A 14,729-nucleotide genomic window follows, 5' to 3' on the forward strand; every position below is an offset into this window, starting at 1 on the left:
CGAGCGCGGAACGCCAGGGGCCCGGAATCACCCGGGTCACGGGCCATTTCACCCCGGGCAACCCTCACGCGGGACGCGCGGTGCTGGTTAGCGTCGAGGCGGCTGAGATGCCACCGGTCCGGGGCCACCCTGCCCCGACGACCGGCCGGACGACGACGACGGGGGACGACGATGCGAGTGCTCGTCGATGGTGACCGGGGCTATGTCGGTGCGGTCCTCGTGCCGTTCCTGCAGGCGGCGGGCCACGAGGTGGTCGGGCTCGACGCCGGCTGGTACGACGGCTGCGACTTCGGCCCACCCGTGACGGGGTACGAGCAGCGCACCGGGGACGTCCGCGACGCGCGGCCCGAGGACCTCGTCGGCTTCGACGCCGTCGTCCACCTCGCCGCCATCTCCAACGACCCGCTCGGGCACCTCAACCCGCAGGCCACGTTCTCCGTCAACACCGACGGGGCCGTGCGCATGGCGCGGGCGGCGCGCGCGGCGGGCGTGCCGCGGTTCCTGTTCTCCTCCTCGTGCTCCCTGTACGGGGCGGCGGGCGACGCACCCGTCGACGAGGGCGCCGAGTTCCACCCGGTGACGCCCTACGGGGAGTCGAAGATCCAGGCCGAGCGCGCCCTCTCGGGCCTCGCGGACGACGACTTCTCGCCCACGTTCCTGCGGAACGCGACCGCGTACGGCTCGTCGCCCCGGCTGCGCGCCGACATCGTCGTCAACAACCTCACCGGCACCGCGTACACCCGCGGCGAGGTGCGGCTCGCGTCCGACGGGACGCCGTGGCGGCCCCTCGTGCACGTCGAGGACATCGCGCGGGCCTTCCTCGCCGCGATGGAGGCGCCCCGCGAGGTCGTGCACGACCGGGCCTTCAACGTCGGCCGGGACGAGGACGTCGTCCAGATCCGGACCGTCGCCGAGCAGGTCAGTGAGATCACCGGGGCGCCCGTGACCTTCGCCGCCGGCGCGGGCGCCGACGCCCGCAACTACAAGGTGGACTTCACCCGCATCCGCACCGAGCTGCCCGCCGCCGCGCCCCGCTGGACGGTGCCCGACGGGATCCGGCAGATCTGGGAGGACGCGCACCGGTTCGGCCTCACGGCCGACGACTTCGAGGGCCCGCGCTTCGTCCGCCTGCACCGGGTGAGCGAGCTCGCCGCCAGCGGCGCCCTCGACCTCGAGAACCTGCGGACCACGGCGGTGCCGGCATGACCGCCGTGTCGGCGGCGCGGCACGCCGCCCCGGCGCCGGACGGGTCCACCCCGCCCGCGCCGTCGTGCCGCCTGTGCGGCGCGCCCCTGACGCGCACGTTCGTGGACCTCGGGATGTCCCCGCCGTGCGAGAGCTACCCGACCGCCGAGCAGGTCGACGGGCCCGAGGTGTTCTACCCCCTGCACGTGCGGGTCTGCGAGCAGTGCCTGCTGGTCCAGCTGCCCGCCTACGTGCCGGCCGAGGACATCTTCGACGACTACGCCTACTTCTCCTCCTACTCCGCGTCGTGGGTGGAGCACGCACGCCGCTACGTCGACGGCGCCGTCGAACGGCTCGGGCTCACCCCCGACCGGTCGTTCGTCGTCGAGGTCGCGAGCAACGACGGCTACCTGCTGCAGCACGTCGTCGACCGCGGGATCCGCTGCCTCGGGATCGAACCGTCGGGCAACGTGGCCGCCGCCGCCGTCGAGCGCGGCGTCCCCACCGTGGTCGAGTTCCTCGGCGACGAGACCGGGCGCCGCGTGCGCGACGAGCACGGCCCCGCCGACCTCGTCGTCGCCAACAACGTGTTCGCGCACGTGCCCGACATCCTCGACTTCTCCCGCGGGCTGCGGCAGCTCGTCGCCGACGACGGCCTGGTGAGCATCGAGATCCCGCACCTGCTCCGGCTGGTCGAGGGCAACGAGTACGACACCATCTACCACGAGCACTACAGCTACCTGTCGCTGCTGACCACGCAGCGCGTCCTCGCCGCCGCGGGGCTCACCGTGGTGGACGTCGACGAGCTGCCCAGCCACGGCGGGTCGCTGCGCACGTGGTCGACGCCGACGCCCGCAGGGGCGCCTCCGGAGCCGTCGGACGCCGTCGCACGCGTGCTCGCCGCCGAGGCCGCGGCGGGGCTGCACACCGTGGACGGGCACGCCGGGTTCGCCGAGCAGGTCGCCGCCGTCCGCGACGACGTGCTGCGCTTCCTGCTCACCGCGCGCCGTGAGGGCAAGCGGGTGGTCGCGTACGGGGCGCCCGGCAAGGGGAACACGCTGCTCAACCACTGCGGTATCCGGTCGGACCTCGTCGAGTTCGCCGTCGACCGCAACCCGTACAAGCACGGGCGGTTCACACCGGGCATGCACATCCCCATCCACGCGCCCGAGGCGCTCGACGCCGCCCGCCCGGACTACGTCGTCGTCATGCCGTGGAACCTGCGCCGGGAGATCTCCGCCCAGCTCGCCCACGTCGCCGACTGGGGCGGCAGGCTGGTGACGTTCCTGCCGCGCCTCGAGGTCTTCGAGCCGGGCACGTGAGCACCGTCGTGCCCGAGTGGCGCTGCCGGTGGTGCCGGTCCGACCGCGCCACGGTCGTGCTCGACCTGGGCGCCCAGCCGGCAGCCGACCTGTTCCCGGAGCCCGAGGACCCGTCGCCCGACCCGGTGCACCCGCTGCGCATGGTGATGTGCGACCGGTGCCGGCTCGCCCAGCTCGAGCACGACCCGACCGGACCCGAGGAGCCGCGGGGCGTGGAGCCCGCCGCGCTGGTCGCGCAGGCACGCTCGGGCGTCGCGGACCTCCTCGCCGCCGGCCTGCTCCACCCCGGCGCGTGGGTGGGCGAGATGCGCAGCCCGCACGGCGGCTCGTGGCTGGAGCACCTGCCGGAGATCGTGCCCGACGCCGTCCTGCTGGACGGGCCCGGCACGGTGCCGGGGATCGCCGCCGACCTCGTCATCGACTCGCTGGGCCTCATGCACGAGCCCGACCAGCGCGCCGCGTGGGACCTGCGGGTCGACGCGCTCGCCCCCGACGGAGTGCTGGCGCTGCACGTGCACCCGCTGTCGGTCATCGTGCGCGACGGCATGTGGAACGCCCTGCGCCACGGCCACTTCGCCTACTACTCCCTGACCGTCCTCGTGGAGGCGGCTCGCGCCGTGGGCCTCGTCCCCGTGGGGCTCTGGCGGTACCCGCTGTACGGCGGCACCCGGCTGGTCGCGCTGGCGCGCGAGGGGTCGCGCCCGGCGCTCGCGGGGGCGGAGTCGGCCGCCGGGCTCGTCGCCGCGGAGCTGGTCGTGGAGGCCGCCGCCGGCACCACCGAGCCGTCCTCGGTGCAGGAGCTCCAGCGCCAGGTGGCCCGCTCGGCGTCCGAGCTGCGGCACTGGCTCGACGTGCGCACCGGGAGCGTCGTGGCGTACGGCGCGGCGTCGCGCGCCGTCGCGCTGTTCGCGCTCGCGGGCGTGACCGCCGACGACGTGCTGGCGGTCGTGGACGCGTCGCCGGCGAAGCAGGGCCGGGCGATGCCGGGCGGTCCCGGCCCGCGCGTGCCGGTGCTCGGGCCGGACCTCTTCGCCGAGGTCCGGCCGGACCGGGTGCTGCTGCTGGTGCCGGACCTCCTCGACGAGGTCCGCTCGGCGCACCCGGAGGTGGAGGCGTTCGGCGGGCGCTGGGTCGTCGCCGAGCCGGAGCTCGTCGAGGTCGAGCCGCTCAGCCGGGACGGTGGTCGCCTGCGGTGAGCCGCGCAACGAGCGCGGTCCAGGACCCGGCGGCGGCGTCGCGGTCGCTGACGAGGGTGACGGGCACGGGCCACTCGACGCCGAGGGCGGGGTCGAGGTGGTGCACGGCGACGTCCTCGGAGGGGTCGTGCTCGGCGTCGATGCGGTAGCAGACGTCGGCGGTCTCGGTGAGGGTCTGGTGGCCGTGCAGGCACCCGCGGGGCACGAACAGGACCCGGAAGTCGACGTCGTCGAGGAGGAAGGCCTCGGACCGCCCGAAGGTGGGAGAGCCCGGCCGCGCGTCGACGACCACGTCGTGCACGGCACCGTGCGCCACCCGGACCAGCTTGGCCTCGCCGCCCCCGACGCGGCCGTGCAGCCCGCGCACGACGCCGCGTCGCGACCGCGACTGGCTGTCCTGCACGAACGCCGCCGGGTCGAGGCCCGCCCGGGCGGCGACGTCGGCGTCGAAGGTCCGGGTGAACAGGCCGCGGTCGTCCCGGTGCGGGGTGGGCGCGAGCAGCAGCACGCCGTCGAGAGTGGTGGTCAGCACCTGCATGGCACCACCGTACGAATCGGGCGCCCGGCAGGTCGGGTGAACTCGGTACGGGCACCGGATGAAAAGGCCCGCGGCCCCTTCAACCGTCTGGTACGGCGCCGCAGACTGGCGGCGGGGCCGGCCCCTGCCGGCCCCACCAGGCTCCACGACCCACCGCCCGATCCGCCTCGCTGGGGGACACCATGACGCAGCTGGCGCAGCACACGCCGCGGCCTCGCGGCGCGGCCGTCGCGGGCCCGTCGTTCGACCGCTCGACGGCGGCCCAGGCGCGCCTGCACCGGCTGGTGCCCGGCGGCGCGCACACGTACGCGCGCGGCGCGGACCAGTACCCGGAGGGCATGGCGCCCGTGCTGGCGCGGGGTGCGGGCGCGCACGTCTGGGACGTGGACGGGAACGAGTACGTCGAGTACGGCATGGGGCTGCGCTCCGTCACCCTCGGCCACGGGTTCCGGCCGGTGGTCGACGCCGTCGCGGGGGCGATCGCGGACGGCGTGAGCTTCTCGCGGCCCAGCACGTGGGAGCTCGACGCCGCCGAGGCGTTCTGCGCCCAGGTGTCCGGCGCCGACATGGTGAAGTTCGCGAAGAACGGCTCCGACGTCACCACCGCGGCGGTGCGGCTGGCCCGCGCGGCCACGGGCCGCGACCTGGTGGCCGTGTGCGCCGACCACCCCTTCTTCTCCACGGACGACTGGTTCATCGGCACGACGCCGATGGACGCGGGCATCCCGACGGCCGTCGCCGACCTCACCGTGAGCTTCCCGTACGGGGACCTGGCCGCGGCCGAGGCGCTGCTGGCCCTGCACCCGGGCCGCGTGGCCGCGCTCGTGCTGGAGGCCGCCACCGCGCACGCGAGCCCGCCGCCCGGCTACCTGGAGGGGCTGCGCGCCCTGTGCGACCGCGAGGGCGTGCTGCTGGTCTTCGACGAGATCATCACCGGGATGCGCTGGTCGGCCGGCGGTGCGCAGTCGGTGTTCGGCGTGGTGCCGGACCTGTCGACGTGGGGCAAGGCGCTCGGCAACGGGTTCGCCGTCTCGGCGCTCGCGGGCCGGCGCGAGCTCATGGAGCTCGGCGGCCTCGCGACCGACCAGCGCCGCGTCTTCCTGCTGTCCACGACCCACGGCGCGGAGACGGCGGGGCTGGCCGCGTGGCTGGCCGTGCACCAGGAGTACGCCGCGCGGGACGTCCCCGCCGTCCTCGCCACGCAGGGCGAGCGGCTGCGCGCGGGCGTGCAGGAGGTGGTCGACGCCGCGGGGCTCACGGGCCAGGTCACGGTCTCGGGCCACCCGGCGTGCCTGGTCTTCGGCACGCGCGACCCCGGCGGGAGGCCGTCGCAGGCGTACCGCACGCTGTTCCTCGCCGAGCTGCTGCGCCGCGGCGTGCTCGCGCAGTCGTTCGTCATCTCCGCCGCGCACACCGACGTGGACGTCGACCGCACGGTCGAGGCGGTCGCGGGGGCGCTGCCGGTCTACGCCGCCGCGCTCGACGCGGGCTCCACGGACGGGTTCGTCGCCGGGCGCCCGGTGGCGCCCGCGCTGCGGGACAGGGCCGCGCCGCGCCGGGTGCGCCACGAGGACGAAGGTTCGACGCCGGGAGGTGCGTCATGAAGGTCGTGCTGTTCTGCGGCGGGCTGGGGATGCGGATGCGCTCCGGCCCGGACTCGCTGCCCAAGCCGATGATGCCGATCGGGTCGCGGCCCGTCCTGTGGCACATCATGAAGTACTACGCGCACTTCGGGCACACGGAGTTCGTCCTCGCTCTCGGGTACGGCGCGAACGCCGTGAAGGACTACTTCCTGACCTACCAGGAGACGCACTCCAACGACTTCGTCCTCACCAAGGGCGGCGAGCAGGTCGAGCTGCTGAGCAGCGACATCAGCGAGTGGCGCATCACCTTCGTCGACACCGGCATGGACACCGCGATCGGCGAGCGCCTGCGCCGGGTGCGCCGCTACCTCGACGACGACGAGGTCTTCCTCGCCAACTACGGGGACGTGCTCACCGACGCGCCGATGGACAGGATCGTCGACGACTTCCTGGCCACGGACGCCGTCGGCTCGCTGATGGCCGTGCCGCCGCAGGACTCGTTCCACGTGGTGCGCTACGACCCGGACGGCACCATGCGCGACCTGGAGCCCGTGGCCGACATGACCATGTGCATCAACGGCGGCTACTTCGTGCTGCGCCAGGGCATCTTCGACTACCTGAACGAGGGCGAGGACCTCGTCATGGACGCCTGCGTCCGCGCCGCCCGCGACGGCCGGTTCCGCGTGCACCCGCACACCGGGTTCTGGGCCCCGATGGACACGCTCAAGGAGCGGTCCGCGCTGGAGGAGATGAACCGCGTGGGCGACCGGCCGTGGGCGGTGTGGGACCGCGCCGGCCGTCCCGGCGTGCGTCGCGTGCCGGAGGTCGAGGTTGGCGACGTGGTGGGGCGGGCCCGTGCGACGGCGTGAGAGCGCAGTGCGCGTCGGCCTGGTCGGGCAGTTCGGCTACCGGAACTTCGGCAACGAGGCGTCGCTGGACGCCGCGCTCAGCCTCCTTCGTGACCACGGCGGCACTGACCCCGTCGTCCTCACCGATGCGCCCGACGTCGCCCGGAGGGAGCGCGGTCTCCCGGCGTGGCCGCTGTCGTCACCGTCCGCGCCCCGCGGCGGCTGGCGCGGCGCCCTCGGCAAGTTCGCCGACCTGCGCCAGGCGTGGCGGGTCGTGGGGCGCCTCGACGCCGTCCTGGTTCCTGGTACCGGGATCCTGGAGGGGCACGCGGTGCACCCGTGGGGGCCGCCATTCACGCTCGCCTGCTACGGGATCGTGGCCCGCCTCCGACGGCGACCCTTCGTGCTGCTGTCCGTGGGCGCCGACGGGCTGGGCGGGCCGGTCACGCGGGCCCTGCTCCGGGTCGTGCTCCGGACCGCGACATCGGTGACGACCCGCGACGAGGGGTCGGCGGACGTCGTCGCCGACAGCGGTGCGCCGCGACCCCGGGTCGTGCCGGACCTCGCGTTCGCGTTGCCTCTACCCTCGCCGGACGAGGCTGTCTCCGAGCGGCCGCGCGTGGCCGTGGGAGTCGTGCGTTTCGACTGGTGCGCCCCCGCCGAGGGCCAGGACGAGTACCTGTCCCGGACGGCGCGGCTGGTCCGTTCCGTCGTCGCCCAGGGGATGGACGTCGTGCTTGTCGGTGGGGACGCCGCCGACGCGCCGACGGCGCGAGCGGTCGAGGAGGTCGTCGCCGACCCCACTCACGTTGTGCTCGCCTCGGCGGAGTCCTTCGCCGGCCTGGAGCGGGTGCTACGGGGAAGCCGGGCCATGGTCGCGGTGCGCTATCACAACCTGGTGGCCGCGGTCCGCTGCGGGATCCCGGCGGTGTCCCTCGGTTACGGACCCAAGCAGCGATGGCTGCTGCAGCGGTTCGGGGATCCTCTCCGTGCACACGCCGTCGACGACTTCGACCCGGAGCTCGTCGCTCGTCAGGTGGTCGCTGCGGCGGCCGCGACCGACGCTCCCGACGAAAGCTCGGGTCGTGCGCTTCAGGAGGCACGGTCCGAGCTCGCCACCCAGGCACGCCAGGTGGCACGACTGCTGGGGCTGAGCCCTGTCCTTCCGGCGACGACGGCGCATTCGGCGACGACAGCGGAGCCGCTGGGTGGGCGTGTCCTGGGGGAGGTCGTCCCATGATGCCGTTGCTGGCCGGCGACGACGAGCTGCGCGTGGTCGCCCTGGCCGCGCATCCCGACGACGTCGAGATCGCCTGCGGGGGGACGCTGCTCGCCCTCGACGCGCGCGGTGGGGCCAAGGTCTCGTTCCTCACGCTCACGGGGGACGACGAGCGCGAGGCGGAGGCGGTGAGGTCGGCCGAGGCCTTCGTCCCCGGGGTCTCCTCGGAATTCGCACGGCTGCCCGACGGCCGGCTGCCGGAGCACTGGGGCGCCGTGAAGCGTGCACTCCACGAGCACGCCGAGCGCCTGCCGGACCCCCACGTGGTGATGGCGCCGCGCCCCGACGACGCCCACCAGGACCACCGGCTGGTCGGAGAGCTCGCTCCGACCGTGTGGCGCGACGCCCTCGTCCTCCACTACGAGATCCCGAAGTGGGACGGGGACATGGGACGGCCCACGACGTACGTCCCCGTCCCCGAGGCGGACGCCCGCCGCAAGGTCGAGCTGCTCCACCGGCACTACGCGTCCCAGCGCGGCCACGACTGGTGGGACGACGAGGTGTTCCTCGGGCTGATGCGGCTGCGCGGTATGGAGTGCCGGGAGCGATACGCCGAGGCGTTCGTCGTGCGGAAGGCGGTGGTGCGCTGGTGAGCGGCCCTCGGGTGACGATCGGGGTGCCGGTGCGCAACGGGGAAGCCTTCCTCGAGCGCACCCTCCGAGCGCTGCAGGAGCAGGATCTGGACGACGTGGAGGTCCTCGTCGCCGACAACGCGTCGGCGGACGGTACGCGGGCGATCGCCGAGCGCTTCACGGCCGACGACCCGCGTTTCACCTACCTGGGCGCGACCACGAACCGGGGTATCCCGTGGAACTGGAACCGTCTCCTCGACCGGGCCCGTGCGCCGTACTTCATGTGGAATTCGGCGGACGACGTGGTCCGCCCGAACCATCTGGTCGCGTGCGTGGAGGCTCTCGATTCCCACCCCGAGGCCACGATCGCCTTCTCCCGGGTGGAGCTCTCCGACCCGGACGACCGCGTCGTCGGGACGCTGGACGACGAGGGCCTCGACTTCCTCTCACCGGGACCGGCGGACCGGGTGAGCCTCTTCTTCGAGCGACAGGTGTGGCAGGCGATCGGCTTCGGTGGTGTCTTCCGGACCACCGCACTGCGCGACCGCGGTGGCCTCCCGGATTTCTGGGGCGGCGACTTCGCCCTTGCAGTGGCGATGGCCATGCGGTCCCCGTGGGTCCAGGTGCCCGACGTCGGTTTCGTGGCGCGGCGGCACCCGGGACAGATGTCGAACCTGCAGACCTCGGACCCGGTGCTCCAGACGCAGACCTATCGTCCGGACTTCCGCCGTCCGCTGGCGTTCCCCCAGTGGTACCTGCACGGCCGGGTCCTCGCGGAGGCCCTGCTCGCCCCGGTCCCGGTGGCCGAGCGGGTGCGGGCCGTGGGGGCGGTAGCCCGCCGGTGGACCGCGCCAGGCCTGCGCTCGCTGGGGTACGACGTGAAGCGGAACCTGCTCCGTGCCGCACCGGCCAGGGACGCCGATGCGTCGCGCACCTGAGTCGCGGCGGCGTGGCCGTGCGCGCGTGCTCGGGGTCGTCGGTGGCGTGCTGGTGCTCGTGCTGGGCGCGATGGCTGCCCTCCGCGTGCTCGACCTCGGGCCGTTCTCGTCCCCGGACTGGCACGAGCAGCCCCCGGCGGCGGACGCGCCTGTGCGTGCTGTGACGCCCTCGTCGCGGGAGCCGGCCCTCGACGGCGACCCCCGGTGGATCACCGGGATCTCCGCCGACGGGCGCACCTTCGTGGACCAGGACGGCGCGCCCGTGCTGGTGCGGGGCGACGCACCGTGGTCGCTGCTCACGGACCTGCGACCCCCGGAGGCGGAGGAATACCTGACCGCCCGCTCGGAGCAGGGCTTCAACGCCGTCCTGGTGTCTCTCGTCGGGGCGGTCGCCAACGGGGCGCCGTCCGACGACGGGACGACGGTCGACGGGCTGCGACCCTTCGTCGGCGGCGACGTGCTGCGGTGGGACGACGCGTACTTCGACCGCGCGCACGAGGTGCTGCGCCGCGCCGGGGAGCTGGGCATCACCACGCTGCTGTACCCGGTGGACTCGTGGACGCTGGAGCACGAGTTCGCCGGGGTGCCGCCGGCGACGTGCCGCGCCTTCGGTGCGCGGGTCGCGCGGTGGGCGAAGGACCTGCCGGTGCTGTGGATGTCGGGCGGCGACTACTCTCCCTCCGCCGCGACCGACGCCTGCCTCGGGGCGCTCCGGGACGGCATCCGCTCGACCGGCGACGGTCGGCCGTTCTCCGTGCAGCTCTGGTCGGCACCGTCGGCCGCCGACGACCAGCGCTGGAAGGGCGAGGTCGACTGGAACTTCGTCTACACCTACGGGCCGACGTCGCTCGCGGTGCGCGCCGCCTACGACACGCGCCCGCACCGTCCGGCGCTGCTGGGCGAGGCGAACTACGAGGGGGAGAACAACACGGGCGGTCCGACGACCACGACCGAGACGCTCCGCCGCCAGGTCCTCTGGGCGATCACGTCCGGGTCTCCCGGCGAGGTCTTCGGCACGGACGACTGGGAGTTCCTGCCCGGGTGGCAGACTCGCCTGCGCTCCGAGGGGGCCACGCAGGTCTCCCGGATCCGGGACGTGATCGCCTCGCTGCGGTGGTGGACGCTGGCGCCGAGCGACGGCTTCCTCACCGACGGCGTCGGGTCCGCGATCGACGGGCAGGACGTGCTCGGCGCCGACCTGGCCACGGCGTCGGTCGCCCCGGACGGGAGCCTGGCGCTGGTCTACGTGCCGTCCGGGCGCGCCGTCTCGCTCGACCTGTCGAGGGTGGACCCGGCGGCGTCCGCCGTGTGGGTGGATCCATCGACGGGGACGGCGATGCCGGTCCCGCTGACCCGCGAGCTGCGCACCCCGGGCGCGAACGCGGCCGGCGCGGGCGACTGGCTGCTCGTGGTCGGCACCGACCTGCCCTTCTGAGGCACGGCCCGGCGGAGCACGCTCACGGGGGCGAGCGGGGCGAACCGTGCCGCCCACAGCAGCTCCGACGCCGCGTCGCCGTACGCCCTGTCCCGGGCCAGCGACCGTGCCGCCCGCACCGCGCTCCACGCCGCGAACCGGTCGTTCGAGGCGAGGCCTTCCCGGAGCGCGGAGGCGAGGCGGGTGTCACCGCGCTCCACGGCGGCCCTCCGGTGGGACCGCAGCACGTGCCGGATGCTGTCCGCCAGGACCCGGTGCCTGCGCGTCGCGTTGTGGCCGTGGGTGCGGTAGGAGACGAGGCTCCGGTCGCCCACCATGATGGTGCGGCCCCGCAGGGCGAGCTTCAGCACGAGGTCGAGGTCCTCGGCGCACCGGAGCGTGGGGTCGAAGCCGCCGACCGCGCGGAACGCGTCGGCACGCACGACGAGGTTCCCCAGCAAGATGCCGGTGACCCGCCGGTAGACGTCCTCGACGTCCCGTACGGGCACCTGGTCGGCGGGGGCGACGAGGGCCCCGTCCGCGTCGATGCTGTCCATCCCCGAGTAGGTGATCGCCACGCCGGGGTCCGTCATGGCCGCGGCGTGGGTGGCGAGCCTCGCCGGGTCCCACACGTCGTCGTCGTCGAGGAAGGCGAGGAGGTCGCCGGAGGTCGCTGCGGCGCCGGTGTTGCGCGCCACCGACGGCCCCGAGGGGCGCGACCGGACGATGCGCGTCGGCGGGAGGCCCACGGGGAGGTCGTCGACGTCGAGGGGGACCGGGCTGCCGTCGTCGACCACGACGAACTCCACCGGGCGCAGCGTCTGGGCGGCGAGCGACTGGAGGGCCTCGGCGAGGAACGGGTTGTCGGCCCCACGGTTGGTGGCCAGGACGACGGAGACGCTCGGGGTCATCGGCTCACGCCCCGGTGCGCCGCGCCGACGTCACGCGCGGTGATCCCGAGCCGCGCGAGCTCGGCGTCGAACCTGCGTCGTGAGACGGCCCAGTCGTGGGCGACGGCGTGCTCGCGTGCGGCAGCACGGCGGGCGGCGAGCAGTCCGCGGTCGTCGGCGAGCGCTCCGAGCGCGTCCGCGAACGACGGCGCGGTCGGGGGAACGAGGAGCCCCGCGTCTCCCGCGGCCTCGGGGATCCCGCCGACGTCGGCGGCGACCACCGCGGCGCCGGACGCCATCCCTTCGAGCACGGTGAGGGCGAAGGGCTCGTCCCATCGCGACGGGACCACCACGACGTCGGCCGCCCGCAGGATCGCGGCCACCTGCTCCCGTGGCCTGAAGGGGAGCCAGGTGACGCGGTCGCCCAGCGGCGCCGCGAGCCGACGGAGCCCCTGCTCGTAGGGCGACAGGGGAGCGTCGGGGGCGAAGTGCGGCGTCCCGACGAGGGTAGCCCGGAGGTCGGCCCGGTCCAGCCGGGCGAGCGCGTCCAGGAGGAGATCGGGCCCCTTCTCGCGCACCATCCGGCCTACGAACACGACACTGAGGACCTCCCCGGGCTCGTGCCCGTCCGGGCTGAAGGACGTCGTGTCGACGCCGTTGGGCACGGTCGTCAGCCGGCCGTGCAGCGTGACCGGGAGGCGCGCGGCAGTGCGCTCCGCGAGGAAGTCGCTCACGCACACGAGGGCGGCCGCGGGGGCGAGGGTGTTCCCCGCCGCGCGGGACGAGTACGTGCGCAGCAGCTCGTTGTGGAACCACACCACCGGGGCGTGGCGCCGGGTGTCGACCAGCCTCGCCAGCTGCGGCGCGTTGTGCGCGACCACCACCGACGGCGCCCACGACCCCTGGTCGCGGACGGTGGGACGCAGGGACCGGCGCGCCCCGGGCCGCGGGAGGCCAAGGACGGCGGCAGCGCCATCGAGGAGCCTGTCCCCGGGCCGGCCGGGCGCCGCGTCGTAGCCGACCACGTCCGCGGAGGGATAGTGATCCGGGTAGGTCCCGTGCGCGACCGCGACGCGGGTCCGCGGGTGCCCCGGCGGGGTAGCGGCCGCGAGGCCGTGCACGACCGTCGGAACGGCGCTGCCCGTGCCGGGCGAGAAGTGGTCGCCGGGCGTGATCACGTGCAGATGACTGCCCGCCGCGACCGGAACGCTCATGCTGTCGAGACTACGGAGCCGGCCACGGGGCAGGGGGGTGAAACCGGAGGGAGCACCGGCTGAATTCGGCCCCCGGCCCTCGGAAACGACGGGTCCGCGAGGGAACGATGTCCCTGTGACGACAGAGAAGGCGCCGCCGGGCGCTGCCGACCGGCCGACCACGGTCGCGAGCGCGCCCCCGGGGGCGGGCGCGACGGCGGTGCCCGCGCTGGACGACCCGCGGGCCCTGTCGCGCGGGGAGCTGCAGGACCGGGCCATCCGGGGAGCGATGTGGACGCTCGTCCACGTCGTGGTCTCCCTGCCGCTGGCCTTCGTCGTCAACATCGTCATCGCCCGGGTGCTGGGCGTCGTGGACTATGGGCGGCTCGCGTACCTGTCGACGGTCCTCGCGCTCGTCGGGTCGGCGGTCGAGTTCGGCGTGGGCACGGGTGTGGTCCAGTTCGGGTCGAAGGCGCACGCCGCCGGGCGGTACGACGAGGTGAAGCGCATGCTCACCGCCGCCCAGGGGTACCGGGTGCTGGTGGGCATCCCTGTGTTGTCGCTCGCCGTGCTGTTGCTCGTCGATGTCGACCCGGTCCTCCTGGCGATCGCGCTCGTGTTCGGCGTCGTGATCCCGTGCGCCTCGGGAGGCCCGTCGGACGCGCTCGCCATCGAGAACAAGACGGCGCAGAGCGCGCAGGCCACCATGATCGTCAACCTGGTCACCCAGGTCATGGTGGTGATCGTCGCGGCCACCGTCGGCACCGCGGACTCGATCTGGGCGGTGCGTCTCGTCGCCGTGGGCCTCGGCGCGATCGCGTACATGTGCTTCGTGGCGCCGATGTACCGCCGTGCGCTGCTGCGCCCCCGCTTCCGCCGGTTCCCCCCGGGCTTCTGGAAGTTTGCCGTGCCCGCCGGCGCCGCCGGGATGCTGGAGGCTTTCGTCTCCTCGCGCAGCGAGGTGTTGGTGCTGACCTGGATGTCGGAGCCCGCCGCGGCGGGTGTCTTCGCCCTCGCCTTCGGCCTCGGCGTCCACCTCTTCGCGCCGGCGCAGTCGCTGCTGGGCCCGCTGGTCCCGGCGATCTCCGGGCTCCGCGAGGTCGACGTCGAGGCGGTGGGCCGCGCGCTGGGCCGGACGCTGCGCGCGTCGTCGACCGCCACGGCCGCGGTCGTCGCCGCCGCGACGCCAGCGTTCGCGCTGCTGGTGCCCACGATCTACGGTCCCGAGTTCGCGTCGGTGCCGCCCGTGCTCGTCGTCCTGAGCATCGCCGGGGGGCTCCTGGTGATGGCGGGCCCGCTGAAGGCGTTCCTCATGGCACGTCTCAAGGGCACCTGGCTGCTGTGGATGAACCTGGCGTGCCTGGTCGTCGACGTCGGGCTCACGGTGGCTCTGGTCCGTCCGCTCGGGGTGTGGGCCGCCGTGCTCGGGAACGCGACGGCGGCCGTGGTCCTGTTCGCCGGCCTGCTCACCCTCGAGGTGCGGTCGCTGGGGCTGTCGGCGGGGCGCACCCTCGGCACGGTGCTGCCGTTCCTGCTGGGCGCCGCGGTGTCGGTGGTGACCTGGTGGGGGATCGACCGCATCGGGGCGCCGCCGGTGCCGTCGGCGGTGCTCGCCGGCGTGCTCGGGCTCGGGCTCTTCGTGGGGGCGGTGCGGCTCGCCCGGACCGGGCTCACCCCCGCGGACGCCGAGGCCGTCACCCGGTCCGTGCCGGCACGGCTGCGGCGGGTCGCCGCACCGATGCTCCGGGTCGTCTCCGCGAGCCGGGCATGA

General features: G+C 74.5%; 12 protein-coding genes and 1 pseudogene. 10 read left to right on the forward strand and 3 right to left on the reverse strand.

Annotated elements, in window-relative coordinates:
* Window positions 1-171 precede the first annotated feature (171 nt).
* The 3 genes from ACFU9A_RS19645 to ACFU9A_RS19655 are packed head-to-tail and all read left to right on the forward strand — an operon-like array spanning window position 172 to window position 3,703.
* Window positions 172-1,206, forward strand: coding sequence for an NAD-dependent epimerase/dehydratase family protein (locus ACFU9A_RS19645; RefSeq protein WP_430576991.1), 1,035 nt, complete (start codon window positions 172-174; stop codon window positions 1,204-1,206).
* Window positions 1,203-2,507, forward strand: a complete 1,305-nt coding sequence (locus tag ACFU9A_RS19650; RefSeq protein ID WP_430576992.1) for a methyltransferase domain-containing protein — start codon at window positions 1,203-1,205, stop codon at window positions 2,505-2,507. Before ACFU9A_RS19645 ends, ACFU9A_RS19650 begins: the two co-directional genes overlap by 4 nt.
* The gene (locus ACFU9A_RS19655) at window positions 2,504-3,703 is read left to right on the forward strand and encodes a class I SAM-dependent methyltransferase (protein ID WP_430576993.1); all 1,200 of its coding nucleotides are present in this window, start codon (window positions 2,504-2,506) and stop codon (window positions 3,701-3,703) included. The genes ACFU9A_RS19650 and ACFU9A_RS19655 overlap by 4 nt, the downstream gene beginning before the upstream one ends.
* Here the strand turns inward: ACFU9A_RS19655 and ACFU9A_RS19660 are convergent.
* Entirely contained in the window at window positions 3,675-4,241 is a 567-nt protein-coding gene (locus ACFU9A_RS19660) for a dTDP-4-dehydrorhamnose 3,5-epimerase family protein (RefSeq protein ID WP_430576994.1), read from the reverse strand. The two genes, ACFU9A_RS19655 and ACFU9A_RS19660, sit on opposite strands and share 29 nt — an antisense overlap.
* Window positions 4,242-4,423: 182 nt before the next feature.
* On the opposite strand from ACFU9A_RS19660, the gene ACFU9A_RS19665 reads away from it, so the two are divergent.
* The 6 genes from ACFU9A_RS19665 to ACFU9A_RS19690 are packed head-to-tail and all read left to right on the forward strand — an operon-like array spanning window position 4,424 to window position 10,896.
* Complete coding sequence (locus ACFU9A_RS19665) at window positions 4,424-5,845, forward strand: glutamate-1-semialdehyde 2,1-aminomutase (RefSeq protein ID WP_430576995.1); 1,422 nt, start codon at window positions 4,424-4,426, stop codon at window positions 5,843-5,845.
* The gene (locus tag ACFU9A_RS19670) at window positions 5,842-6,693 is read left to right on the forward strand and encodes a sugar phosphate nucleotidyltransferase (protein ID WP_430576996.1); all 852 of its coding nucleotides are present in this window, start codon (window positions 5,842-5,844) and stop codon (window positions 6,691-6,693) included. Before ACFU9A_RS19665 ends, ACFU9A_RS19670 begins: the two co-directional genes overlap by 4 nt.
* 7 nt (window positions 6,694-6,700) lie before the next feature.
* Window positions 6,701-7,912 (forward strand): polysaccharide pyruvyl transferase family protein, encoded by a 1,212-nt coding sequence (locus tag ACFU9A_RS19675; protein WP_430576997.1) that lies wholly within the window; start codon window positions 6,701-6,703, stop codon window positions 7,910-7,912.
* Entirely contained in the window at window positions 7,909-8,544 is a 636-nt protein-coding gene (locus tag ACFU9A_RS19680) for a PIG-L deacetylase family protein (protein WP_430576998.1), read from the forward strand. The genes ACFU9A_RS19675 and ACFU9A_RS19680 overlap by 4 nt, the downstream gene beginning before the upstream one ends.
* An 11-nt stretch (window positions 8,545-8,555) precedes the next feature.
* Window positions 8,556-9,461, forward strand: a complete 906-nt coding sequence (locus tag ACFU9A_RS19685) for a glycosyltransferase family 2 protein (protein WP_430576999.1) — start codon at window positions 8,556-8,558, stop codon at window positions 9,459-9,461.
* On the forward strand, window positions 9,445-10,896 hold the full coding sequence (locus ACFU9A_RS19690; RefSeq protein WP_430577000.1) for a DUF4038 domain-containing protein: 1,452 nt from the start codon (window positions 9,445-9,447) through the stop codon (window positions 10,894-10,896). Before ACFU9A_RS19685 ends, ACFU9A_RS19690 begins: the two co-directional genes overlap by 17 nt.
* A 290-nt stretch (window positions 10,897-11,186) precedes the next feature.
* Here the strand turns inward: ACFU9A_RS19690 and ACFU9A_RS19695 are convergent.
* Window positions 11,187-11,786, reverse strand: a pseudogene (locus ACFU9A_RS19695) (glycosyltransferase family 2 protein); the annotation flags it as partial.
* Window positions 11,783-12,979 carry a glycosyltransferase family 4 protein gene (locus ACFU9A_RS19700; RefSeq protein ID WP_430577001.1) on the reverse strand — a complete coding sequence of 399 codons (1,197 nt, stop codon included), beginning with the start codon at window positions 12,977-12,979 and terminating at the stop codon, window positions 11,783-11,785. The pseudogene ACFU9A_RS19695 and the gene ACFU9A_RS19700, both read right to left, overlap by 4 nt.
* Before the next feature lie 115 nt (window positions 12,980-13,094).
* Here ACFU9A_RS19700 and ACFU9A_RS19705 point away from each other — a divergent pair, with 115 nt between their 5' ends.
* Window positions 13,095-14,729: an oligosaccharide flippase family protein gene (locus ACFU9A_RS19705; RefSeq protein ID WP_430577002.1), complete on the forward strand. Its 1,635-nt coding sequence runs from the start codon at window positions 13,095-13,097 to the stop codon at window positions 14,727-14,729.

Origin of the sequence: Isoptericola sp. NPDC057653 (assembly GCF_042799955.1) — a bacterium.
In the GTDB taxonomy this organism is placed as follows: domain Bacteria; phylum Actinomycetota; class Actinomycetes; order Actinomycetales; family Cellulomonadaceae; genus Isoptericola.